Origin of the sequence: Streptomyces fragilis (assembly GCF_003112515.1) — a bacterium.
GTDB lineage: Bacteria > Actinomycetota > Actinomycetes > Streptomycetales > Streptomycetaceae > Streptomyces > Streptomyces fragilis.
The window spans coordinates 1,034,321-1,057,751 of record NZ_BEVZ01000004.1 but is presented as its reverse complement, the minus strand read 5'-3'; the positions used below and the strand labels follow the sequence as shown (position 1 = coordinate 1,057,751).

General features: G+C 73.3%; 21 protein-coding genes and 1 riboswitch. Of the genes, 11 read left to right on the top strand and 10 right to left on the bottom strand.

Annotated elements, in window-relative coordinates; translation table 11 throughout:
* Positions 1-72 precede the first annotated feature (72 nt).
* Entirely contained in the window at positions 73-1,083 is a 1,011-nt protein-coding gene (locus Sfr03f_RS17950) for a polyprenyl synthetase family protein (RefSeq protein WP_108954871.1), read from the bottom strand.
* A 431-nt stretch (positions 1,084-1,514) separates the two neighbouring features.
* Positions 1,515-1,703: riboswitch (cyclic di-AMP (ydaO/yuaA leader) on the top strand.
* Positions 1,704-1,705: 2 nt separating this feature from the next.
* Here Sfr03f_RS17950 and Sfr03f_RS17945 point away from each other — a divergent pair.
* A complete protein-coding gene (locus tag Sfr03f_RS17945; protein WP_108954870.1) occupies positions 1,706-2,182 on the top strand; it encodes a transglycosylase SLT domain-containing protein in 477 nt (158 codons plus the stop codon).
* A gap of 4 nt (positions 2,183-2,186) precedes the next feature.
* Here the strand turns inward: Sfr03f_RS17945 and Sfr03f_RS17940 are convergent, their stop codons facing one another.
* The 9 genes from Sfr03f_RS17940 to Sfr03f_RS17900 all read right to left on the bottom strand — a co-directional run bounded on the left by Sfr03f_RS17940 (position 2,187) and on the right by Sfr03f_RS17900 (position 12,763).
* On the bottom strand, positions 2,187-3,020 hold the full coding sequence (locus Sfr03f_RS17940; RefSeq protein WP_108954869.1) for an HAD family hydrolase: 834 nt from the start codon (positions 3,018-3,020) through the stop codon (positions 2,187-2,189).
* A 158-nt stretch (positions 3,021-3,178) separates the two neighbouring features.
* Positions 3,179-5,038, bottom strand: a complete 1,860-nt coding sequence (gene recQ / locus Sfr03f_RS17935) for a DNA helicase RecQ (RefSeq protein WP_108954868.1) — start codon at positions 5,036-5,038, stop codon at positions 3,179-3,181.
* Positions 5,039-5,144: 106 nt separating this feature from the next.
* The gene (locus Sfr03f_RS17930; protein ID WP_108954867.1) at positions 5,145-5,609 is read right to left on the bottom strand and encodes a VOC family protein; all 465 of its coding nucleotides are present in this window, start codon (positions 5,607-5,609) and stop codon (positions 5,145-5,147) included.
* Between the two features lie 50 nt (positions 5,610-5,659).
* Positions 5,660-6,697, bottom strand: a complete 1,038-nt coding sequence (gene rarD, locus Sfr03f_RS17925; protein WP_108954866.1) for an EamA family transporter RarD — start codon at positions 6,695-6,697, stop codon at positions 5,660-5,662.
* Between the two features lie 130 nt (positions 6,698-6,827).
* The gene (locus tag Sfr03f_RS17920) at positions 6,828-7,907 is read right to left on the bottom strand and encodes a 2-oxoacid:ferredoxin oxidoreductase subunit beta (RefSeq protein WP_108954865.1); all 1,080 of its coding nucleotides are present in this window, start codon (positions 7,905-7,907) and stop codon (positions 6,828-6,830) included.
* Positions 7,900-9,795: a 2-oxoacid:acceptor oxidoreductase subunit alpha gene (locus Sfr03f_RS17915; protein ID WP_218028157.1), complete on the bottom strand. Its 1,896-nt coding sequence runs from the start codon at positions 9,793-9,795 to the stop codon at positions 7,900-7,902. The genes Sfr03f_RS17920 and Sfr03f_RS17915 overlap by 8 nt, the downstream gene beginning before the upstream one ends.
* Before the next feature lie 187 nt (positions 9,796-9,982).
* Positions 9,983-10,636 carry a response regulator transcription factor gene (locus tag Sfr03f_RS17910; RefSeq protein WP_170145112.1) on the bottom strand — a complete coding sequence of 218 codons (654 nt, stop codon included), beginning with the start codon at positions 10,634-10,636 and terminating at the stop codon, positions 9,983-9,985.
* Positions 10,637-10,752: 116 nt separating this feature from the next.
* The gene (locus Sfr03f_RS17905; protein WP_108954863.1) at positions 10,753-11,436 is read right to left on the bottom strand and encodes a sensor domain-containing protein; all 684 of its coding nucleotides are present in this window, start codon (positions 11,434-11,436) and stop codon (positions 10,753-10,755) included.
* 4 nt (positions 11,437-11,440) lie between these two features.
* Positions 11,441-12,763: a sensor histidine kinase gene (locus tag Sfr03f_RS17900; RefSeq protein ID WP_108954862.1), complete on the bottom strand. Its 1,323-nt coding sequence runs from the start codon at positions 12,761-12,763 to the stop codon at positions 11,441-11,443.
* A 230-nt stretch (positions 12,764-12,993) separates the two neighbouring features.
* Between Sfr03f_RS17900 and Sfr03f_RS17895 the strand changes: the two genes are divergently transcribed.
* The 10 genes from Sfr03f_RS17895 to Sfr03f_RS17850 are packed head-to-tail and all read left to right on the top strand — an operon-like array spanning position 12,994 to position 23,173.
* Complete coding sequence (locus tag Sfr03f_RS17895) at positions 12,994-13,365, top strand: NADH-quinone oxidoreductase subunit A (RefSeq protein WP_108954861.1); 372 nt, start codon at positions 12,994-12,996, stop codon at positions 13,363-13,365.
* Positions 13,356-14,024: an NADH-quinone oxidoreductase subunit B gene (locus Sfr03f_RS17890; RefSeq protein ID WP_108954860.1), complete on the top strand. Its 669-nt coding sequence runs from the start codon at positions 13,356-13,358 to the stop codon at positions 14,022-14,024. The genes Sfr03f_RS17895 and Sfr03f_RS17890 overlap by 10 nt, the downstream gene beginning before the upstream one ends.
* The gene (locus Sfr03f_RS17885; RefSeq protein WP_108954859.1) at positions 14,021-15,313 is read left to right on the top strand and encodes an NADH-quinone oxidoreductase subunit C; all 1,293 of its coding nucleotides are present in this window, start codon (positions 14,021-14,023) and stop codon (positions 15,311-15,313) included. Before Sfr03f_RS17890 ends, Sfr03f_RS17885 begins: the two co-directional genes overlap by 4 nt.
* Positions 15,310-16,275 carry a complex I subunit 1/NuoH family protein gene (locus Sfr03f_RS17880; protein ID WP_108954858.1) on the top strand — a complete coding sequence of 322 codons (966 nt, stop codon included), beginning with the start codon at positions 15,310-15,312 and terminating at the stop codon, positions 16,273-16,275. The genes Sfr03f_RS17885 and Sfr03f_RS17880 overlap by 4 nt, the downstream gene beginning before the upstream one ends.
* Entirely contained in the window at positions 16,275-16,868 is a 594-nt protein-coding gene (locus Sfr03f_RS17875) for a NuoI/complex I 23 kDa subunit family protein (RefSeq protein WP_108954857.1), read from the top strand. The genes Sfr03f_RS17880 and Sfr03f_RS17875 overlap by 1 nt, the downstream gene beginning before the upstream one ends.
* The gene (locus Sfr03f_RS17870) at positions 16,865-17,404 is read left to right on the top strand and encodes an NADH-quinone oxidoreductase subunit J family protein (protein ID WP_108954856.1); all 540 of its coding nucleotides are present in this window, start codon (positions 16,865-16,867) and stop codon (positions 17,402-17,404) included. Before Sfr03f_RS17875 ends, Sfr03f_RS17870 begins: the two co-directional genes overlap by 4 nt.
* Complete coding sequence (gene nuoK, locus Sfr03f_RS17865) at positions 17,404-17,850, top strand: NADH-quinone oxidoreductase subunit NuoK (RefSeq protein ID WP_108954855.1); 447 nt, start codon at positions 17,404-17,406, stop codon at positions 17,848-17,850. The genes Sfr03f_RS17870 and nuoK overlap by 1 nt, the downstream gene beginning before the upstream one ends.
* Positions 17,847-19,826 (top strand): NADH-quinone oxidoreductase subunit 5 family protein, encoded by a 1,980-nt coding sequence (locus tag Sfr03f_RS17860; protein WP_108954854.1) that lies wholly within the window; start codon positions 17,847-17,849, stop codon positions 19,824-19,826. The genes nuoK and Sfr03f_RS17860 overlap by 4 nt, the downstream gene beginning before the upstream one ends.
* Before the next feature lie 6 nt (positions 19,827-19,832).
* Positions 19,833-21,428 (top strand): complex I subunit 4 family protein, encoded by a 1,596-nt coding sequence (locus tag Sfr03f_RS17855; RefSeq protein WP_108954853.1) that lies wholly within the window; start codon positions 19,833-19,835, stop codon positions 21,426-21,428.
* Positions 21,425-23,173: an NADH-quinone oxidoreductase subunit N gene (locus Sfr03f_RS17850; RefSeq protein ID WP_108954852.1), complete on the top strand. Its 1,749-nt coding sequence runs from the start codon at positions 21,425-21,427 to the stop codon at positions 23,171-23,173. Before Sfr03f_RS17855 ends, Sfr03f_RS17850 begins: the two co-directional genes overlap by 4 nt.
* The last annotated feature ends 258 nt before the right edge of the window (positions 23,174-23,431 follow it).

Sequence of the window (23,431 nt, the reverse complement as noted above, 5' to 3'; positions counted from 1 at the left end):
CGGTGTACTGACGGCCCGGGTGCCGGGTGCCGGGTGCCGGGTGCCGGGGTGCCGGTCGGCCGGTGGAGCCGATCAGCCCGCGCGGTGCACCACGGCGTCGCAGAGGTGCACGAGGGCCGCCTTGGCCTCGCACTCCGGCAGCGGGGCCAGCGCGGCGCGGGCCTCCTGCGCGTAGCGGACGGTGTCCGCCCGGGCGTCCTCCAGCGCGGGGTGCTCCCGCAGCCGGGCGACCGCCTCGGCCAGACGCGCCTCGTCCGACAGGTCGGAGTCCAGCAGCTCGCACAGGGCGACGTCCTCGGGCAGCCCCAGTCGCGCGACCCGCTCGCGCAGCCGCAGCACCGGCAGCGTGGGGATGCCCTCGCGCAGGTCGGTGCCGGGGGTCTTGCCGGAGTCGGAGGAGTCGGAGGCGACGTCCAGGACGTCGTCGGCCAGCTGGAAGGCCACGCCCAGCCGCTCGCCGTACTGCGTGAGCACGTCCACGACCTGGTGGTCGGCGCCCGACATCATCGCGCCGAAGCGGCAGGCGACGGCGACCAGCGAACCGGTCTTGCCGGCCAGCACGTCAAGGTAGTGGTCGATGGGGGAGCGCCCGGCGGACGGACCGGCGGTCTCCAGGATCTGGCCGGTGACCAGGCGCTCGAACGCCTCGGCCTGCACCCGCACCGCCTCCGGGCCGAGGTCGGCCAGGATGTGCGAGGCGCGGGCGAAGAGGAAGTCGCCGGTGAGCACCGCCACCGAGTTGTCCCAGCGGCTGTTGGCGCTGGGCACGCCGCGGCGCACCTCGGCCTCGTCCATCACGTCGTCGTGGTACAGCGTGGCGAGATGGGTGAGCTCGACGACCACGGCCGAGGGCACGATCCCCGGCGCGTCCGGATCGCCGAACTGCGCGGCGAGCATGACGAGCAGCGGACGGAACCGCTTGCCGCCCGCCTTCACGAGGTGCTGCGCGGCCTCGGTGATGAACGGGACCTCGCTCTTGGTGGCTTCGAGCAGGCCTTCCTCGACGGCCGCCATGCCTGCCTGGACGGAGGTCTCCAGCGCCTGGTCCCGAACCCTCAGCCCGAACGGCCCGACCACGGTCACGAGGGGTCTCCTGTCTGCTGGTGTGTGCTGACGATCACACGGCTGGTCGATAGGTCATTGCCATCACCCCACTCAGCGTATCCGGTCGGGTTTGGATCACCGACAGCCCCCACCCGCCAGATGGCTGGACAGGTCATGTCCGATTCAGGGGGTATTGCCGGGCTGCCGTCTCATTTGGTCTTTTTGTGCGCTCATCGGTCGATCCGTGAAATGGGCCACAAGGGAGCGAGCTGGGCGGGCCGGATCCGGTGGCCTGAAGTCGCCCGCCGTGAGGGCGAGTTGAGATGGCGGTGCCGGAAGGGTGCAGGTGGGCAAATCGCCCTCAATCATGATCAAGCATCATGATCCACGGAGTTCGTACTTGTTTCGGACATCCGCTCTCGCATACGTTTCGCGCCAGCCGGGCGGAACGCCGAATCCTGCCGCCGCCCGCACACCACAGACCCATTCCACGCACGGCAGGAGCGGGGGACCCAGGTACGCCGCCGGACCGGAGCGCGCTCGAGCGCGCCTCCAGGACCGGCTCGGGGTGAAGCCCGCCGCCTCACGGGGCGGCGGGCCGGGCAGCCTTTCTGGCCCGAACCCGACAGCTCACCTCGCAGGCGCCGGAGAGGAAGAACGCATGTCCCGTCTCACCCGTACCGTGTCGGCCCTCGCCGTCGCCGCGGCCGTCGTCGCCGCGCCGATCGTGGGCGCGAGCGGCGCCTTCGCCGCCGAGACCCCCGCCGCGCAGACCGCGGCCGCCCCGGGCAACAAGGTCACCCACCTGGCCGCCACCCAGGACAACCTCGACGGTTGGATCCGCGAGGCCCTCGCCGTGATGGCGAAGCACGGCATTCCGGGCACCTACGACGGCATCCACCGCAACGTGATGCGCGAGTCCTCGGGCAACCCGCTCGCCATCAACGACTGGGACATCAACGCGATCAACGGCATCCCGTCCAAGGGCCTGCTGCAGGTGATCGACCCCACCTTCGACGCCTACCACGTCGAGGGCACCGACTCCTCGCCGTTCGACCCGGTCGCCAACATCGTCGCCGCCTGCAACTACGCGGCCGACCGCTACGGCTCGATCGACAACGTCAACAGCGCCTACTGACCCCTCAGGGGAACAACCGCTCGAGGACGACGGCCACGCCGTCGTCCTCGTTCGTCGTGGTGACCTCGTCGGCGACCGCCTTCAGCTCCGGGTGCGCGTTGGCCATGGCCACCCCCCGGGCGGCCCAGCGGAACATCGGCACGTCGTTCGGCATGTCGCCGAAGGCGATGGCGTCCTCCGGTCCCAGGCCGAGCCGCGAGGCCGCCATGGCCAGCCCGGTGGCCTTGGTCACCCCGTGCGGCTGCAGCTCCACCGTTCCCGGGCCGGACATCGTCGCCGTGGCCAGCGAGCCGACCGCCGAGGCCGCCACCGCGGTCAGCTCGTCGTCGGTGAGCTCCGGGTGGGACAGCAGCACCTTGGTGATGGGCCGCTCCCACAGGTCGCCGCGGCGGCCGACCCGCACCGCGGGAAGCGTGGGCCGCGCCATCCGGTAGCCCGGCTCGATCAGCGTGAGCCCCTGTACGCCGTCCTGGTCCACGGCCGCGTACACCTGGCCCACCTCGGCCTCGATCTTGCCGAGGGCGGTCTCCGCCAGCTCCCGGTCCAGGGTCATCGACCACACCAGCCGGTCCCGGTCCGCGTCGTAGAGCTGCGCGCCCTGGCCGCACACCGCGAAACCGCCGCCGATCCCGGCGAGCAGGTCGCGCACCCGCGGCGCGGGCCGGCCCGTCACCACCAGGTGCCGGGCGCCCGACCGCGCCGCCGACCCCAGCGCCGCACGGGTGCGGGGGGAGACGGTGTCGTCGTCGCGCAGGAGCGTGCCGTCCAGGTCCGTGGCGACGAGGGCGTACGCGGGGAGCGTGCGGGAGGGGGGCGCATAGGCGGCGGGTGCGGGCATGATCAGAGAATACGGACCTCCCGGAGCGCCCCCGTGACGGGTTGACACGCCAACTGGATGTGTGCAATAGGGCGTTGGTCGTCTCAAGTGAGCGGTCCGCGCGGCGCGCCGGGCCGCCCTTCCGCGGCGCGGGACCGCGCCGCGGAAGGGCGGCCTTCTCAGGCGTCGAGCGAGGTCAGGAGCTCGACGACGCTCTCGCCGTGGGTGGCCAGCTTCTTCTCGCCGATGCCGCTGATGCCGCGCAGGTCCTCCACCGACGACGGGCGTGCCGCCGCGATCTCCCGCAGGGTCGCGTCGTGGAAGATCACGTAGGCTGGGACGCCCTGCTCGCGGGCCCGCTCGGCCCGCCAGCCGCGCAGCGCCTCGAAGACCGGCTGGAGCTCCTCGGGGAGCTCCGCCGCGGCCGCCGCGGCCTTGGCCTTGCGCTCACCGCGCGCCGAGGGAGCCTTCTTCGGCTCCTTGCGCATCGGCACCTGCCGCTCGCCGCGCAGCACGGCCGCGCTGCCCGCGGTCAGCACCAGCGTCCCGTACTCGCCCTCCACCGACAGCAGGCCCTGGGCCAGCAGCTGCCGGATGACGCCGCGCCACTCGCCCTCGGCCAGGTCCTCCCCGATGCCGAAGACGGACAGCTGGTCGTGGTCGAACTGGATCACCTTGGCGGTGCGCTTGCCGAGCAGGATGTCCGTGATCTGGGTCGCGCCGAACTTCTGGCGCCGCTCCCGCTCCAGCCGGACCACGGTGGACAGCACCTTCTGGGCGGCCACGGTGGCGTCCCAGGTCTCCGGCGGCGCGAGGCAGGTGTCGCAGTTGCCGCAGTGCTCCTCGGAGGCCTCCTGGCCGAAGTAGGCGAGCAGCTGCTCCCTGCGGCAGCGGACCGTCTCGCACAGGGCCAGCATGGCGTCCAGGTGGGCCTGGGCGCGGCGGCGGAAGGCCTCGTCGCCCTCACCCGAGAGGATCATCTTCCGCAGCTGGACGACGTCGTTGAGGCCGTACGTCATCCAGGCCGTGGAGGGCAGCCCGTCACGGCCGGCGCGACCGGTCTCCTGGTAGTAGCCCTCGACCGACTTCGGCAGGTCCAGGTGGGCCACGAACCGCACGTCGGGCTTGTCGATGCCCATGCCGAAGGCGATGGTGGCCACCACCACCAGGCCCTCCTCGCGCAGGAAGCGCGCCTGGTGGGCGGCGCGGGTGCGGGCGTCCAGGCCCGCGTGGTACGGCACCGCGTCGATGCCGTTCGCGGTGAGGAACTCGGCGGTCCTCTCCACCGAGTTCCGGGACAGGCAGTAGACGATCCCGGCGTCGCCCGGGTGCTCCTCGCGCAGGAAGGCCAGCAGCTGCTTCTTCGGCTCGGCCTTGGGCACGATCCGGTACTGGATGTTGGGCCGGTCGAACCCGGCGACGAAGTGCCGGGCGGAGCCGAGGCCGAGCCGCCGGGTGATCTCCTCGTGCGTCGCCCGGGTGGCCGTCGCCGTCAGGGCCATCCGCGGCACGTCGGGCCAGCGCTCGCCCAGCACGGACAGCGCCAGGTAGTCGGGGCGGAAGTCGTGGCCCCACTGGGCGACGCAGTGGGCCTCGTCGATGGCGAAGAGGGAGATCCGCCCGCGGGAGAGCAGGTTGAGGGTGGACTCCAGGCGCAGCCGCTCGGGGGCGAGGTAGAGCAGGTCCAGCTCGCCGGCCTGGAACTGTGCCTCGACCAGCCGCTGCTCGTCGAAGTCCTGGGTGGAGTTGAGGAAGCCGGCCCGCACGCCCGCCGCGCGCAGGGCGTCGACCTGGTCCTGCATCAGGGCGATCAGCGGGGAGACCACCACGCCGGTCCCGGGGCGGACCAGAGCGGGGATCTGGTAGCAGAGCGACTTGCCGCCGCCGGTGGGCATCAGCACCACCGCGTCCCCGCCGGAGACGACGTGGTCGACCACGGCCTGCTGCTCGCCGCGGAAGGACTCGTAGCCGAAGACCTTGCGCAGCGCCTCGAGCGCGCGGCCGCCCGCGTCCGTCTCCGTCACCGTTGCCGTGGTCACACCTGTACCGCCCGTCCCTGTAGACCTTCCTCCACCATAGGCGGACGGACCGACGGCCCAGGAGTTGTCCACAGGCCCCGCCTCCCGGTCCGCCGCGCGGCGGAGGTCAGTGGACGCAGAACTCGTTGCCCTCGGGGTCGTACATGACCGTCCAGGCGCCGCCCTGCTCGCGGACCTCGCGCAGCACCCGGGCGCCCAGCGCGGTCAGCCGCTCGACCTCGGCCTCACGCGCGCCGTTCCCGGGGTGCAGGTCCAGGTGGAGGCGGTTCTTGCCGGTCTTCGGCTCCGGGACGCGCTGGAACAGCAACCGCCGCCCCAGGCCCGTGCCGGACTCCTCGTCGTGCGGGTCCTCCGGGTGCCGGACCGCCGCGAGGTTCCGCCAGGCGGCGCGGCCCCGCCACTCCAGGGTGGCCTCGGCGGGCACCACGCCGGCGCTCAGCAGCTTCTCGACCAGGGGACCGTTGTCCTCCGGGACGTAGCGCAGGGCGGCCGCCCAGAAGTCGGCCAGGGCGTGCGGGTCGGCTGCGTCGACGACGAGCTTCCAGTGGACAGGCACCGCGGATTCCGTCATGGCACCACTCTTACGGGTGGTGCGAGGGCGCACGCAACCGGAATGGACGATCAGCCCGTGCGCTCCCGCGTCGTCCCGGTGGACTCCACGGTCGCCGCGGGCCTCGGGAAGGCCGCCGCCCCCTCCTGCGGCGCCGCCGGGTCCTGCGGGGACACGGCGACCGCCGCGGCCGCCGCCGCGCGCAGGGCGCGGGCGGAGCGGCGGGCGGTGCGCAGCGCGTCCCAGGTGAGCAGGGTGAGCGCCAGCCACACCAGGGAGAAGCCGGCCCAGCGCTCCGGCGGCATGGCCTCGTGGAAGTAGAGGACGCCCAGTCCGAACTGGAAGACCGGCGCCAGGTACTGCAGCAGGCCCAGCGTGGACAGCGGCACCCGGATGGCGGCGGCGCCGAAGCAGATCAGCGGGATCGCGGTGACCACGCCGGTGGCGGCCAGCAGCGCGGCGTGCCCGGCTCCCTCGGTGGCGAAGGTGGAGTCGCCCCGCGAGCTCAGCCACAGCAGGTAGCCGAGGGCGGGCAGGAACTGGATCGCGGTCTCGGCGGCCATCGACTCCAGGCCGCCGATGTTCACCTTCTTCTTGACCAGGCCGTAGGCGGCGAAGGAGAAGGCCAGGGTCAGCGAGATCCACGGCAGGCGGCCGTAGCCGACGGTCAGCACCACCACGGCGGCGGCGCCGACGCCGACCGCCGCCCACTGCACGGGCCGCAGCCGCTCCTTGAGGAGGAGCACGCCGAGGGCGATGGTGACCAGCGGGTTGATGAAGTAGCCGAGGGACGCCTCCACCACCTGGCCGGCGTTGACCGCCCAGATGTAGACGCCCCAGTTGACGGTGATCACCGTCGCGGCCAGGGCGATCAGCGCGAGCTTGCGGGGCCGGCGTATCAGCTCGCCCGCCCAGGCCCAGCGGCGCACCACCAGCAGGATCAGGCCGACCAGCACCAGCGACCAGATCATCCGGTGCGCGAGGATCTCGATCGCCCCCGAGGGCTTGAGCAGCGGCCAGAACAGGGGGACCAGGCCCCACATGCCGTAGGCGGCGAATCCGTTCAACAGGCCGATCCGGTTCTCGCTCCGGGGCGCCGGCTGTGCCATCTCTCCTCCTTCTGGCTGCCTCGCTCCCACAGCGTCGGCACCATCCGGAAGGTAACGCCGAGCACCCCGCCTGTCATTCCCGTATCGACATACGGTCCTGACATGCGGGGTGCGCCGGGGTGCGGGGGTCTCAGCCGGCGACGGTCCAGGTGTCGCTGCCCGCCAGCAGGGCGCCCAGGTCGCCCTCGCCCTGCCGCTCGACGGCGTCCTCGAGCTGCCGCGCCATCAGCGTGTCGTAGACCGGCCGGCCCACCGACCGCAGCACGCCGATCGGCGTGTGGTGCAGGGTGTCCGGGTCGGCCAGCCGGGACAGCGCGAACGCGGTGGTCGGCGAGGCGGCGTGCGCGTCGTGGACCAGCACGTCGGCCTCGTTCTCCGGGGTGACGTCGACGACCACCAGGTCGCCGGTCGCCCGGTCGCGGACGACGCCCTTGGAGTCGTCCACCCCGAACCGGACGGGCCGCCCGTGCTCGAGGCGGATCACCGCCTCCTGGGCCTTCTCCCGGTCCTTGATCACGTCGAAGGCGCCGTCGTTGAAGATGTTGCAGTTCTGGTAGATCTCCACCAGCGCCGTGCCCTCGTGGGCGGCCGCCTGCCGGAGCACCTCGGTGAGGTGCTTGCGGTCGGAGTCCACCGTCCGCGCCACGAAGGTCGCCTCCGCGCCCAGCGCCAGGGACACCGGGTTGAAGGGGGCGTCCAGCGAGCCCATCGGCGTCGACTTGGTGATCTTGCCGAGCTCGGAGGTGGGGGAGTACTGGCCCTTGGTCAGTCCGTAGATCCGGTTGTTGAAGAGGAGGATCTTCAGATTGACGTTGCGGCGCAGGGCGTGGATCAGGTGGTTGCCGCCGATGGAGAGCGCGTCGCCGTCACCGGTGACCACCCACACGCTCAGGTCCTGCCGCGAGGTGGCCAGCCCCGTCGCGATGGCCGGGGCGCGCCCGTGGATGGAGTGCATCCCGTAGGTGTTCATGTAATAGGGGAAGCGGGAGGAGCAGCCGATGCCGGAGACGAAGACGATGTTCTCCTTCGCCAGCCCCAGCTCCGGCATGAAGCCCTGCACGGCGGCGAGGATCGCGTAGTCGCCGCAGCCGGGGCACCAGCGGACCTCCTGGTCCGACTTGAAGTCCTTCATGGACTGCCTGCCGACCGCCTTGGGGACCAGCGACAGCAGGGCGTTGCCGGATGCGGCCGTCTCGGACGTCTCAGGCATCGAGTTCCTCCTTCAGCGCCGCGGCAAGCTGCTCCGCCTTGAACGGCATGCCGTTGACCTGGGTGTGGGAGCGGGCGTCGACCAGGTACTTCGACCTGATCAGTGAGGCGAGCTGGCCCAGGTTCATCTCCGGGACCACGACCTTGTCGTAGCGCCGCAGCACCTCGCCCAGGTTGGCGGGGAACGGGTTCAGGTGCCGCAGGTGCGCCTGGGCGACCGGGTGGCCGATGCCGCGCAGCCGGCGGACCGCCGCCGTGATCGGGCCGTAGGTGGAGCCCCAGCCGAGCACCAGGATCCGGGCGTCGCCGTCCGGGTCGTCGACCTCGAGGTCGGGCACCGCGATGCCGTCGATCTTGGCCTGGCGGGTGCGGACCATGAACTCGTGGTTGGCCGGGTCGTAGGAGATGTTGCCCGTGCCGTCCTGCTTCTCGATGCCGCCGATCCGGTGCTCCAGACCGGGCGTGCCCGGCACCGCCCAGGGGCGCGCCAGCGTCTCGGGGTCGCGCTTGTACGGCCAGAAGACCTCGACGCCGTCCTCGGTGGTGTGGTTCGGCCCGTCGGCGAACTCCACCCGCAGGTCCGGCAGGTCCTCCACGTCCGGCACCCGCCACGGCTCGCTGCCGTTGGCGAGGTAGCCGTCGGAGAGCAGGAAGACCGGGGTGCGGTAGGTCAGCGCGATCCGGGCCGCCTCCAGCGCCGCGTCGAAGCAGTCCGCCGGGGTCTGCGGGGCGACCACCGGGACCGGCGCCTCGCCGTTGCGGCCGTACATCGCCTGGAGCAGGTCCGCCTGCTCCGTCTTGGTGGGCAGACCGGTCGAAGGCCCGCCGCGCTGGATGTCCACGATCAGCAGCGGCAGCTCCAGCGAGACGGCGAGGCCCACCGTCTCCGACTTCAGCGCCACACCCGGCCCGGAGGTCGTGGTGACCGCCAGCGAGCCGCCGAAGGCCGCGCCGAGCGCCGCCCCGATGCCGGCGATCTCGTCCTCGGCCTGGAAGGTGCGCACGCCGAAGTTCTTGTGCCGGCTCAGCTCGTGCAGGATGTCCGAGGCCGGGGTGATCGGGTACGAGCCCAGGTAGAGCGGCAGCCCGGACTGCCGCCCGGCGGCCACCAGGCCGTAGGACAGCGCCAGGTTGCCCGAGATGTTGCGGTAGACGCCGGGCGGAAACGCCTTCGACGCCGGGGCCACCTCGTAGGAGACGGCGAAGTCCTCCGTCGTCTCGCCGAAGTTCCAGCCCGCCCGGAATGCCGCGATGTTCGCCTCGGCGATCTGCGGCTTCTTCGCGAACTTCTTCCGCAGGAACGCCTCGGTGCCCTCGGTCGGCCGGTGGTACATCCAGCTCAGCAGTCCGAGCGCGAACATGTTCTTGCTGCGCTCGGCCTCCTTACGGGTGAGGCCGAACTCCTTGAGCGCCTCCACCGTCAGGGTGGTGAGCGGCACCGGGTGCACCTGGTAGCCGTCGAGCGTGCCGTCGTCCAGCGGATCGACGGCGTAGCCGACCTTCTGCAGGGCGCGGGAGGTGAACTCGTCGGTGTTGACGATGATCTCCGCGCCCCGCGGCAGGTCGGCGAGGTTGGCCTTCAGCGCGGCCGGGTTCATGGCGACCAGCACGTTCGGCGCGTCGCCGGGAGTGAGGATGTCGTGGTCCGCGAAGTGGAGCTGGAAGGAGGAGACGCCCGGGAGGGTGCCTGCGGGGGCGCGGATCTCGGCGGGGAAGTTGGGCAGGGTCGACAGGTCGTTGCCGAAGGACGCCGTCTCCGAGGTGAAACGGTCGCCGGTGAGCTGCATCCCGTCACCCGAGTCACCCGCGAACCGGATGACCACCCGTTCCAGCCGGCGGACGTCCTTCACCACTGCCGGTTCACGCTCTGTACTGACCTGGCTGGTCACTGAACTGGACCTCCCTGGGCGGCATGGGTGGGAGCCGCCTTCGGCCGGCCGCTCCCACTTCAACCCTAAGTCTGTAAGGGCTGCCTTCCTATGTCATTCGCTCTGCACCAGATGGTGCGGAGCGCGAGGAGAACCGGCCTGTTGACAACGTGTCGACAACGGCCTCCTCGATCCAGAGTGACATCGGTCATGTGTTCAGGTACCTGAGTACTGCTAGAACCCGGCGGTGATCCCCGTCACTCTGGGCCAGGCCCAGCTTCATGAAGATGTTGCTGACGTGCTTCTCCACCGCGCCGTCGCTGACGACGAGCCTGCGGGCGATCGCCGCGTTGGTGCGTCCCTCCGCCATCAGCCCCAGGACCTCCCGCTCGCGCGGGGTCAGACCCTCCAGGACGTCCTGCCGGCGGCTGCGTCCGAGGAGCTGGGCCACCACCTCAGGGTCCAGCGCCGTCCCGCCCCGGGACACCCGGACCACCGCGTCGGTGAACTCGCGCACGTCGGCGACCCGGTCCTTCAGCAGGTACCCCACGCCCCGGCTGGAGCTCGCCAGCAGCTCGGTGGCGTACCGCTCCTCCACGTACTGCGACAGGACCAGCACCCCCACCCCGGGGTGGTCCGCACGGATGCGGACGGCCGCCCGCACGCCTTCGTCCGTATGGGTGGGCGGCATCCGCACGTCGGCCACCACCACGTCCGGCAGTTCCCCCCGGGCGGCGAGATCGGTGACCGTCTTCACCAGCCCCTCCCCGTCGCCGACCCCCGCGACCACCTCGTGGCCCCGGTCGGTGAGCAGCCGCGTCAGTCCCTCCCGCAGCAGCACCGAATCCTCGGCGATGACCACCCGCACCCTGTCGTCCTCCGCGTCCTGCACCTGCACAGTTTCCACCGGCCCAGCATTTCAGCAACCGGACGGCGGCGGGGGCGTTTTCCGCCCCCGCCGCCGTCCGTCCCCCGGGTCTACGACCTCGTCCGCCCCGACGGCCCGAGCAGGCCACGCGCCAGCACCGTGTCGACCACCGCCATGCCGCGCACCGCCCAGGCGGCCGCCAGGGTGACCACCGCGCCCAGCAGGCAGGCCACGGCGAGCTCCACCGGCGTCGACCCCAGCCAGGCCGGGCCGGCCTCGTCCAGGAAGTGGATCGCCCGGTCGTCGGCCGGCAGCGTCCAGTACCAGAGCGGCATCGACAGCATGCCGAGGCCGAGGGACCACAGGGTCACCGTCACGGTGAACGAGACCACCGCCCACGGCAGGTGGACCAGCGCGTACAGCGCCTGCCGCCAGGTCGCCCCGCTGCGCAGCACCGCGCCGCACCAGGCGATCGGCCGCGGCGAGTCCCCGCGCGGAGCCAGCGGCTCGGGGGCGGGCACCCGCTCGCCCAGCAGCAGCCGCACCCGGACCCGCTCGGCGGCGCCCAGCAGGCGGCAGCCGGCCAGGGCCAGCACCAGCACCGGGAGCCCGACGACGGTGACCAGCAGCCCGGCGCCCAGCGACACGGCCGTCACCACGTAGGTGAACAGCACGATCGCCACCGGAAGGTTCAGCAGCGAGTGGAGCACGGCCAGCGGGGTCGCCGGCTCCATCAGCGGGGCCAGCACGGCGGGCCGGCGCGCGGCACGCCTGTACGGGTGGACGGCGGTCATGACGTCAGCCTTCCTTCGGGTACGTGACGGGCCGGTCCCGCCAGGGCAGTTCGGCGGTGACCGTGGTGGGGCCGCCCTCCGGGGAGTCGACGACGAGCACGCCGTCCACCGCGTCCAGCCGCTCGGCCAGCCCCGCCAGACCGGAGCCGGCGTCCGGGCGGGCCCCGCCCCGGCCGTCGTCGCGCACCTGGAGCATCAGCCGGTCCTCGGCGCGCCACACCTCCACCGTGGCGCCGCGCGCCGCGCTGTGCTTGCTGACGTTCTGCAGCAGCTCGGAGACGGTGAAGTAGGCGATGCCCTCGAGGGCCTCGGCCGGCCGGGTCGGGAGGTCCACCGACACCCGCACCGGGACCGTGCAGCGGGACGCCACCGAGGAGAGCGCCGCGTCCAGGCCGCGGTCGGTGAGGACCGCCGGGTGGATGCCGCGGGCCAGGTCGCGCAGCTCCCGCAGGGCCAGTTTCACCTCGCCGTGCGCCTCGTCGACCATGGCGGCCGCGGCCTCCGGGTCCTCCAGCAGCTTCTCCTTGGCGAGACCCAGCCCCATCGCCAGGTTGACCAGCCTGGCCTGGGCGCCGTCGTGCAGGTCGCGCTCGATGCGGCGCAGGTCGGCGGCCGCGGTGTCCACCACCACGCCGCGGTCCGACTCCAGTTCGGCGATCCGCCGCTCCAGGTCCGGGGACGGCGAGAGCAGCCCGCGGACCATGGCCCGGTCCACCGCCGTCATCCCGCGGACCACGTAGGGGAGCACCGGCCACAGCACGAACAGGCCGGTCAGCGTCACCGTGAAGGTGAGGACGCCCCAGGGCAGCCGGACCAGGTGGTACAGCATGGACCGCCAGCCCACCGGGTCCTTGAGCGCCGTCCACAGACGGGTGAAGAAGTTGCCGGAGCGGCTGTGCGAGCTCAGCGGGCTCGGCTCGTCGATCCGGAGCTTCAGCAGGCCGCGCGCCCGGCCGCGTTCCAGCCGGCCCAGCAGCCGGGCGCCCATCAGCGACAGCGCCAGCAGGGGCAGCCCGATCGCGGTGACGGCCAACCCGGCGCCGGTCGGCAGCACCACCGCGACGTAGGTGAAGCCCACCACGGTCACCGGGAAGTTGCTCAGCAGGTAGGCGATCTCCCGCCACGTGTAGGCGTCGTAGGCCAGGCGGGCCGCCGGGAGCCGGTCGTCGTCCTGGAGCCGGTCGTCGTTCGGGAGCTGGGCCGGCGGCTGGACCGGGTGCTGAGCCGGCGGCTGGACCGAGGGCCGGCCCGGCGACCGGGCGGGCTGGTGGGCCGGGGGCGGCGGGACCGGGGCCGGGACCGGGGCCGGTGTCGGTTCGGTGGTCATGGGGCCAGACTGCCGCGCGGGGACATCCCCGCGCCATGAGGCGGCCCGCCGACCCCTACGGGGGAAAACCCCACCCCCGGGGGCTCCACGGGGACCTCCCGGCCCGGGCCGCGCCGCCCGGTCCACGACCGAAACCCCACCACCGCACCCGGACCGGGGCGAGGGCCCAGGGCCTAGACTCCCGTTGCGCATGTTTCCGAGGCAACCTGACGTGAGGAGCGAGGACCGAGGTGCCCGACTACTTCCCGTCCTACTCGGTCGTCGGCCTCCTCGCCGTGGTGGGGGTGCTGTTCGTCGCCGTCGCCTTCGGCGCGGCACGCCTGCTGCGGCCGGTGGTGCCCACGCCCGAGAAACTGCTCACCTACGAGTGCGGCGTCGACCCCGTCGGCGAGGGCTGGGCGCACACCCAGGTCCGCTACTACGTCTACGCGTTCCTCTACGTGATCTTCGCGGTGGACTCGGTGTTCCTCTTCCCCTGGGCGACCGTCTTCGACGCGCCGGGGTACGGCGCCGCCACCCTCGTGGAGATGTTCCTCTTCCTCGGCTTCCTCGCCGTGGGCCTGCTGTACGCCTACAGGAAGGGCGTCCTGGAGTGGACGTGAACCCTGCCACCGCCCCGGACGGCGCGGCCGCCGGTGACGATTCCGCGCCCGAGCCGGTGATGGTCCCCGAGCCGACGCCGCTGCCCGAGCCCAGGAGGCTGGGCGTGCTGTCCCGCCTCGCTCCCGAGCCGATGAAGGTGGTCCTCAACTGGGGCCGCCGCTACTCGCTCTGGGTCTTCAACTTCGGGCTCGCCTGCTGCGCCATCGAGTTCATCGCCGCGTCGATGTCGCGGCACGACTTCATGCGTCTGGGCGTCATCCCGTTCGCGCCGGGGCCGCGCCAGGCCGACCTGATGGTCGTCTCCGGCACCGTCACCGACAAGATGGCGCCCGCGGTGAAGCGGCTCTACGAACAGATGCCGGAGCCGAAGTACGTCATCTCCTTCGGCGCCTGCGCCAACTGCGGCGGCCCGTACTGGGACTCGTACTCGGTCACCAAGGGCGTCGACCAGATCGTCCCCGTCGACGTCTACGTGCCGGGCTGCCCGCCGCGGCCCGAGGCGCTGCTGCAGGGGATCATCAAGCTCCAGGAGAAGATCGCCCGCGAGTCGCTGGGGGAGCGGTACGGCAAGGGCGGCGCGGCACCGCGCCCCTCCGCCGCGGCCCTGAACAGCGGGCTGATCCGGCCGCCGGCCGCGGAGGGGGACGAGGCGCGATGAGCGACGGGTGGCTGCCGGAGCCGGCGGACGCGCTCTTCGGCGACGGGGCCGAGGCGCACGAGTCGTACGAGGTCCTGACCGTCGACGTCCCGCCGGGTTCCTGGACCGAGGCGCTGACCGTGGCCCGGGACCGGCTCGGGTGCACCTTCTTCGACTGGCTGAGCGCGGTCGACGAGCCGGGCGCCGGCTTCCGGGTCTGCGCCCACGTGGTCGCCCTCGGGCCGGTGCGGCGGCTGCTGCTGCGCACCACCGTGCCGCACGACGCCCCGGTGCTGGCCACCGCGGTCGAGGTCTACGCGGGCGCGGCCTGGCACGAGCGGGAGACCCACGAGATGTTCGGCGTGCGGTTCGAGGGCCACCCCGGGCTGGAGCCGCTGCTGCTGCCGGAGGGGTTCGAGGGGCACCCGCTGCGGAAGGACTTCGTCCTGGCGGCGCGGGTGGCCAAGGCGTGGCCGGGGGCCAAGGAGCCGGGAGAGCCGGCGGCGGGTGCGGACCACGGTGGGCCCAGGCGGCGGCAGATGCTGCCGCCGGGGGTGCCGGACCCGAACGAGTGGGGCCCGCTGAAGGGCACCCTCCCGGCCGCCCCGGCCCGGGGCGCCGCCCGCGCGGCGGGAGCCGACCGCCCCCGCCGCACCCGCACCGCCGCGGAGGGCTCCGCCTCCGCGGCGGCGCCTGCCGCTCCTTCCGCCCCCTCCGCCGACACCCCGGCGGCCCCGCGCCGCAGCCGCAGCGTCTCCCAGGGCTCCGCCTCGCAGCGGGGCGAGGCGGGCGGCGCGGTCGAGGAGCCGGCGGCTCCGGCGGCTCCGGCGGGTCCGCGGCGTGCGCGGAGTGCGGCCGGGGGTTCCGCGTCGCAGCGGGACGAGGCGGCGGGCGCCGCGCCCGCCGAGGAGCCGGGAGGCCCGGCCGACGGGGCGCACCCGCGGCGTGCGGAGCCCACCGGCGCCGAAGGGCCGCGTCCTGCGGGCCCGCGACGGGCCCGGTCCGCCTCGGGCGGGTCCGCGTCGCAGCGGGCGGAAGGGGAGACCCCCGCCGAGGAGTCACCCCGGCCGCCCCGCCGGCCGCGATCCGCGCCCCGCAGCCCGGACGCCCCGTGGCACCACGCCAAGCCCGCCTTCCAGGAGCCGGACGGCTCCACCGGCGGCGACGACGAACGCCCGGACGACGAACGCCCGGACGACGAACGCCCGGACGACGAACGCCCGGACGACGAACGCCCCGACGACGAACGCCCCGACGAACGCCGCGACGACGAACGACGGACCGACGACCCCGAGGGAGGCGGACAGTGACCGACGCGCTCGACGTCACCCTGCGCCTGCTCGCCGTCCTCGTCGCCTTCCTGGTCCTCCCCCTGGTCGTGGGCCAGACCGAACACAAGGTGATGGCCCACATGCAGGGCCGCCTCGGCCCGATGTACGCCGGCGGCTTCCACGGCTGGGCCCAGCTCGTCGCCGACGGCGTGAAGTTCGTGCAGAAGGAGGACGTCGTCCCGGCCGGCGCCGACCGCCGCGTCTTCCAGCTGGCCCCCGCCGTCGCCCTCCTCCCGTACCTGCTGGTCCTGCTGGTCATCCCGCTCGGCCCCGGCGACGCCGTGGGCCAGGCCGTCGACGCAGGCATCTTCTTCGCCCTCGCCGTGATGGGCGTCGGAGTCCTCGGCTCGCTGATGGCCGGCTGGGCGTCGGCGAACAAGTTCTCCCTGCTCGGCGGCCTCCGCACGGCCGCCCAGCTGCTCTCCTACGAGCTCCCCATGCTGCTCGCGGCGGCCTCCGTGGCCATGGCGGCCGGCACCGTCTCGCTCACCGGCATCGCCGACGCCTTCGAGTGGTGGTGGCTGCCCTGGCAGATCGTGGGCGCGATCGTCTTCTTCGTGGCCGGTCTCGCCGAGCTCCAGCGCCCGCCGTTCGACATGCCGGTGGCCGACTCGGAGATCATCTTCGGTGCGTACACCGAGTACACCGGCCTGCGCTTCGCGTTCTTCCTGCTCGCCGAGTACGCGGGCATCGTCGTCCTCTGCGGCCTGACCACGGTGCTGTTCCTCGGCGGCTGGCAGGGCCCGTTCGGCGGTGACGGCCTCGGCTGGTTCTGGACGCTGCTGAAGACCGCCGTCCTGGCCTTCGTGGTCATCTGGCTCCGCGTCACCTATCCCCGGCTGCGGGAGGACCAGTTGCAGAAGCTGTCATGGACCTTCCTGGTTCCGCTCGCCCTCGCCCAGATCGCCCTCACCGGCGTCGTCAAGGTGGTGATCCCGTAATGCCGTCGGCCTCGGCGTCCTCCGGAGTCCCCGGCAGCGGGCTGGCCAAGGGACTGGCCGTCACGCTGCGCACGATGATGCGCAAGAACGTCACCGCGCAGTACCCCGACGTCCAGCCCGAACTCGCCCCCCGCACCCGCGGGGTGATCGGCCTGTTCGAGGAGAACTGCACGGTCTGCATGCTGTGCGCCCGCGAGTGCCCGGACTGGTGCATCTACATCGACTCCCACAAGGAGACGGTCCCCCCGGCCGCGCCCGGCGGCCGCGAGCGGCAGCGCAACGTCCTCGACCGGTTCGCCATCGACTTCGCGCTGTGCATGTACTGCGGGATCTGCATCGAGGTCTGTCCCTTCGACGCGCTGTTCTGGTCCCCGGAGTTCGAGTACGCCGAGACGGACATCCGCGAGCTCACCCACGAGCGGGACAAACTCCGCGAGTGGATGTGGACCGTCCCGGCCCCGCCCGCACTGGACCCCGGCGCGGAGGAGCCGAAGGAGATCGCCGCGGCGCGCAGGACGGCGGACAAGCTGCGGCAGACCGGGGCCGGGGCGGGGACGCAGGCGGACGCGCCGGAGGAGGGGCAGGCCCCGTGAGTCACGGATTCCTCTCGCCCACCGGGGTGGAGATCGCGTTCGTCCTGGTCGGCGTGGTCACCCTGGGCTCCGCGATCGTCAGCGTGACCACCCGCCGGCTGGTGCACGCGGCCCTGTGGCTGGTGGTGGCGCTCGGCGGCCTCGCCGTCGAGTACCTGCTGCTCACCGCCGAGTTCATCGCCTGGGTGCAGGTGCTGATCTACATCGGCTCGGTGGTCGTGCTGCTCCTCTTCGGCCTGATGCTCACCCGCGCGCCCATCGGCCGCTCCCCGGACGCCGACTCCGGCAACCGCGGGGTCGCCCTCGGCGTGGCCGTGGCCGCGGCGGCCGCCCTGGTCTGGGTGGTCGTCGACGCCTTCCGCACCACCTGGATCGAGCTGGACGGCGCCTCCGCCGGCACCACGAAGGCCACCGGCGAGTCCCTCTTCCAGCACTGGGTGCTGCCCTTCGAGGCGCTCTCGGTGCTGCTGCTGGCCGCGCTGGTCGGCGCCATCGTCCTGTCCCGCAAGAGGGCCGCCGAAGGAGACGAGCGCTGATGCACCTCGCGTATCCCGCCGTCCTGTCCGCGCTGCTCTTCTGCACCGGCGTCTACGGCGTCCTCGCGCGCCGCAACGCGATCCTGGTGCTGATGTCGGTCGAGCTGATGCTCAACGCCGTCAACCTCAACCTCGTCGCCTTCGACGCCTGGCTGAGCCGCGCCGCCCGGTCCGCGCTGCCTCACGACACCCTCCACTCCGGGCAGGCGCTGACCCTGTTCACCATCGCCATCGCCGCGGCCGAGATCGGCATCGGCCTGGCCATCGTCCTCGCCGTGTACCGCAACCGCGGCACCGCCGACATCGACCGCCTCCGCGACACCACCGAGCGCGGCCGCACGGACGGCGACGGCGGCGACGGCGGTTCCGACGGCTCGGGTGCGGGCGCGGGCTCCGCCGGCCCGGGCGGGACCGCGACGGGCGAGAAGGCCGAGGCCACCGCATGAGCACGATCACCCTGGCCGTCCTCGTCCCGCTGCTGCCGCTCCTCGGCGCCGTCGCCGGACTGCTGCTCGGCCGCGTCGCCCCCGGCTTCACCCGGCCGCTCGCGGTGCTGCCGGTGCTCGCCTCCCTCGGCCTCGCCGCGACCGTCGCCTGGCGCCAGGGCGGCGGGAAGCCGATCGACGCCGTGACCGAACTGACCCCGACCGGCTCGGTGCCGATCGAGCTGGCCCTGCACGTCGACGGCTTCGCGGCCCTCGCCGCCGTCCTGGTCACCCTGGTCGCGGCCTGCGTGCAGATCTACTCCACCGGCTACCTCCGCCACGACGCCCGCTACCCCTCCTACGCGGCGCTGGTCTCCCTCTTCACCGCCGCCATGCTGCTGGTCGTCTACACCGGCGACCTGATGGTGCTGCTGGTCGGCTGGGAGGTCATGGGCATCTGCTCCTACTTCCTGGTCGGTCACTACTGGGAGACCCCCGAGGCGCGCGCCGCCTCCCTCAAGGCCTTCCTGGTCACCAAGGCCGGTGACGTCCCGTTCCTGATCGGTCTGTTCGCGCTGGCCGCCGACGCCGGCTCCTTCCGGATCACCGAGATCCTGGCCGCCGTCGAACGGATCGACCACCCCACCCTGATCGCCCTGCTGCTGCTGGCCGGTGTGGCGGGCAAGTCGGCCCAGTTCCCGCTGCACACCTGGCTGCCCGACGCGATGGCGGGCCCCACGCCCGTCTCCGCGCTGATCCACGCCGCCACCATGGTCGCCGCCGGCATCTACTTCGTGGCCCGGCTCCTCCCGCTCTTCCAGGCGTCCCAGGCCGCCATGGTGGTGCTGGCCGTGATGGCCGCCGTCACCATGGCCGGCTCCGCGCTCGCCGCCCTGGCGCAGGACGACGTCAAGCGCGTCCTGGCCTGGTCGACCATCGGGCAGCTCGGCTACATGACCGGCGCGCTGGCCGCCGGCGACCGCTCCGCCGCCGCGTTCCACCTCCTCACCCACGGCGCCTTCAAGGCGCTGCTGTTCCTCACGGCGGGCGTGCTGATCCACGCCGCCGGCACCAACTCCCTGGCCGCCATGTCCCGCATGAGCGGCCTGCGCGCCCGGGTGCCGGACGCCTACTGGACGATGACGATCGGCCTGCTCGCGCTGGCCGCGATCCCGCCGTTCAGCGGCTTCTTCTCCAAGGAGGCCGTGCTGGTCGCCGCCGAGCACGCGGCCACCGGGGACGGCGGCCCGGTCGCCGCCGGGTGGATCGTGCTGACGGCCGGCCTGCTCACCGCCCTGCTGACCGCCGCCTACGCGACGCGCCTGTGGCTGCGGGCCTTCCGCGGGCGCGGTGCCGAGGCCCCCGCGCACGGCAGGCAGCCCTTCACCATGACCGCCGTCCTGTGGGTCCTGGCCGTGCCCTCCCTCGCGCTCGGCGCCGCCTACGGCGTGCTGCCCGACTGGTTCGGCGGCGACTCCCTCGCCCCCGGCTGGGCCACCTCCCTCCTGGCCACCGGCATCGCCCTGGTCGGCGGCGTCATCACCTACGCGACCTGGCGGCACACCACCGCCTTCGCGATCGGCGCCCCGCTCGGCGCGGTCGCCGCCCACCCGGACGCCGACCCCGGCCAGGTCGAGGCGGAGGCCATCGCGAGCCACACGCCCGCCTACGGCGACGTCGCCGACGCACCGGACCCCGCCGACCCCGGCCGGCTGCTGCTGGGCCCGCTGCACCGCCACGCGGCCGCCGGCTTCCACCTGGACGCCCTGTACCGCGCCGCCTTCGTCCGCCCGGTGACCGCCGCGGCCTCGCTGGTGCGCTTCCTGGACCGCGAGGTCGTCGAGACCTACGTCCGCGGCGCCGCCGCCCTGCCCAGGCTGCTGGGCGCGGCCGTCCGGCGCGCCCAGACCGGCAACCTCCAGACCTATGTGAGCGCGCTGCTCGCCGGAACCGTGGTCCTCACGGTCGCCGTCGTCCTCGCCGTCTCGGGAGCGTGAGCAGGCGTGATCGATATCAACGAGTCCGTGATGCAGGCCCTTCTCGCGTTCGTCGTGCTGATCCCGCTGATCGGGGCCGCCGCCGCCCTCCTCCCGGCTCCGCCCGGGCTGAAGGGGAAGTCGCCCGAGCAGGCCGTGCTGCGGCACGGCGTGACCGTCACCGGCGTCGTCCTGCTGGCCGCCCTGGCCCTCGCCGCCGGGTTCGACCACAGCCGGCCCCAGACCATGCAGGCCACCACCGACATCAGCTGGATCCCCGCCCTCGACGTGCGGATCCACCTCGGCGTCGACGGCATCTCGCTGCCCCTGCTGGTGCTCACCGCCCTGCTGACCTTCCTCTGCGCCCTCCACTCGTACTTCGTCCGGCCCCCGGGCGGCTCCCCGAAGGGCTTCGTCGCCCTGCTGCTCGTGCTGGAAACCGGCACCCTCGCCTCCTTCGCCGTCCTCGACCTGCTGCTGTTCTTCCTCGCCTTCGAGACCGTGCTGATCCCGATGTACTTCCTGATCGCCCGCTGGGGCGGCGCGGGCCGCTCCGCGGCCGCGTGGAAGTTCGTCCTCTTCACGCTGCTCGGATCCGTGGTCATGCTGCTCGGCCTGCTCCTGATCGGGATCAAGGCGGGCACATTCGACATGGTGACACTCGCCTCCGACAACGGACGGTCACTCACCGTGACGACGCAGGTGGTCGCGGTCCTCGCGATCGGTCTCGGCCTCGCCGTGAAGACGCCGATGTGGCCCCTGCACAGCTGGCTGCCCGACGCCCACACCGCGGCCCCCACGGTCGGCTCCGTGCTGCTGGCCGGCGTGCTGCTCAAGATGGGCACCTACGGCTTCGTCCGCATCCTGCTGCCCGCCGCCCCCGAGGGCTTCGAGGTCTTCGCGCCCTACCTGGCCGCGTTCGCCGTGGTCGGCATCGTCTACGGCTCCCTGGCCTGCCTCGCGCTGGCCCGCAAGGGGGCCAAGGGCGACCTCAAGCGCCTGATCGCCTACTCCTCCGTCGGCCACATGGGCTTCGTGCTGCTCGGCATCGCCACCATGACGCCCACCGGCGTCAACGGCGCGCTGTTCGCGAACGTGGCCCACGGACTGATCACCGGCCTGCTCTTCTTCCTGGTCGGCGCCCTCAAGGACCGCACCGGCACCACCGACCTCGACACCCTCTCCGCCCAGGGCGTGCGGGCCACCGGCGCCGCCCTTTACGGCCGCGCCCCCCGCCTGGGCGGACTGCTCGCCTTCGCCGCCGTCGCCTCCCTCGGCCTGCCCGGCCTGGCCGGCTTCTGGGGCGAGATGCTCGCGCTCTTCGGTGCCTTCGACCCGGCCGCGGGCCTCAGCCGCCCCGCGTACCTGGTCTTCATGGCCGTCGGCGCCTTCGGCACCCTGCTCACCGCCGCGTACCTGCTGGTCGTGGTCCGCCGGGTCTGCATGGGCGAGCCGCCGCGCGAGACGGACGACGTGCCGCTGCTCGCCGACGTCCGCGGCCACGAGTTCGCCGCCTGGACCCCGCTGGTGGTCCTCACCGTCCTCGCCGGGCTTTGGCCGAAGGTGCTCCTCGGCCTCACCGACCCGGCCGTCCAGCAGCTCCTCGCAGGAGGCCCCCGATGAGCGCCCTGGCCGCCGAGAGCGTGGTCCAGTCCGTCGACTGGACCGCCGTCGCGCCCCCCACCCTCACCGCCGTGGCCGCCCTGGTGGTCCTGGTCGCCGACCTGTTCCTCCCCGAGCGGCGCAAGGCCGTCATGGGCTGGATCACCCTCGCCGCCCTCGCCGCCGGCCTGCTCCTGCTGCTGCCGCTCCTCGACGGCGACCGCGCCACCTTCTGCCTCACCGCCGACCCCGGCGTCTGCAGCTACGTCGCCGACCGCTTCACGGTGGCCGTCCAGCTGATCGTGCTCGGCGGGGCGCTGCTCGCCGCCCTGCTCTCGGTGACGGCCCTCAAGGACGAGGCCCGGCGGCTGCCGGCCGGCGAGTACTGGTTCCTGCTCCTCAGCTCGGCCGCCGGCGCCGCCCTGCTCCCGGCCTCCCGCGACCTGGCCACCCTGATCGTGGCCCTGGAGGTGGCCTCCCTCCCCGCCTTCGCCCTGGTGGGCCTGCGCCACGGCGACCGCCGCTCCTCCGAGGCCGCGCTCAAGTTCTTCCTCTCCTCGGTCACCGCCACCGCCGTCAGCCTGCTCGGCGTCAGCTTCGTCTACGCGGTCACCGGCTCGATGCACCTGACGGTCGTCGCGGAGGAGATCCAGCAGGTCGACGGGCAGTTCGCCGCCCTCGCACGCGCCGGGGTGGTCCTGACCCTGGTCGGTTTCGCCTTCAAGACCGCCGCCGTCCCCTTCCACTTCTGGGTCCCGGACACCTACACGGGCGCCCCGCTGCCGGTCGCCGCCTACCTGTCGGTCACCGGCAAGGCGGTCGGCTTCACCGGCCTCATCCTGGTCACCCTCCTCGCCTTCCCGTCGTACGCCCCCGTGTGGGGGCCGGTCCTCGCCCTGCTGGCCGCCCTCACCATGACGGCCGGCAACGTGGGAGCGATGCGCCAGCGTCCCGACCGGGAGCACAGCGCGGTCCGGCTGCTCGCCTGGTCCTCCGTCGGCCAGGCCGGCTACCTGCTGGTCCCGGTCGCGGCCGCCGCCTACACCGACGAGCCCGCGCGGGCGATCGGCTCGACCCTCGCCTACGCCCTGATGTACGCCGCGGTGAACCTCGGGGCGTTCACCGTGGTCGCCCTGGTGGGCCGCGCCCGCCCGACGGGCCGGGTCGACGACCACCGCGGCCTGTACGCCGCCCGCCCGGTCACCGCGCTGCTGATGGCCTTCTTCCTGCTCTGCCTGGCGGGGCTGCCGCCGGGCATCGTCGGGCTCTTCGCCAAGGTGACCGTCTTCGCCACGGCGGTGGAGGCGGGCATGGGCTGGCTGGCCGTCGTGATGGCGGTCAACGTGGTGATCGCGCTCGTCTACTACCTGCGCTGGACGGCGCTCCTCTTCCGCCCGGCGGAGGCGGGGGCGGGGGCGGCCCTGGCCGCCGGGGCGGTCCCGGCCGCGCAGCCGGTGTCCGTCGCGGCATCGGCGGGCGCCGGCGCGGCCGGCTCCGGTCGTGCCCTCTCCGGTGCGGTCCCCGGTGCGGCCTCAGGGACGGACGCGACTGCCATCCCGGACGCGGTCTCCGGCCCGGGCGGAACTCCGGCACCGAACGCGGCTGCCTCCGCCGGGACGAGCCCCGCCGGCATCGCGCCCGAGCCCGCGGCCCTGCCCGGGGCCGCCCCGCTCACCGTCGCCCTCGCGGTCACCGGCCTGCTCGCCCTCGCCCTCTCCGCCGCCCCGCAGCTGATCCTCCGGTTCACCGGCGTCGCCCTCTTCTGACCGCGCGGTCCGGCCCGCTGCCGTTCCCCCACCGGATCCCTCCACCCGCCGCCGGTCCTCTCCGCCCCCCGCTGGTCCTCGCTGTCCGCCGCCGATCACCGCCGGTCCGTCCGGGAGGCGCGCGCCCGGTTTCCGTCGGTCCGTCCGGGAGGCGTGCGCCTGGCCTCCAGCGGTCCCGCCGCGGGGCGCGCCCGGTCTCCACCGGCCCTGCGAGCCGCGGAGGTCCGCGCTGGCCGGGCCCCCGAGCCGCGTGGCTCC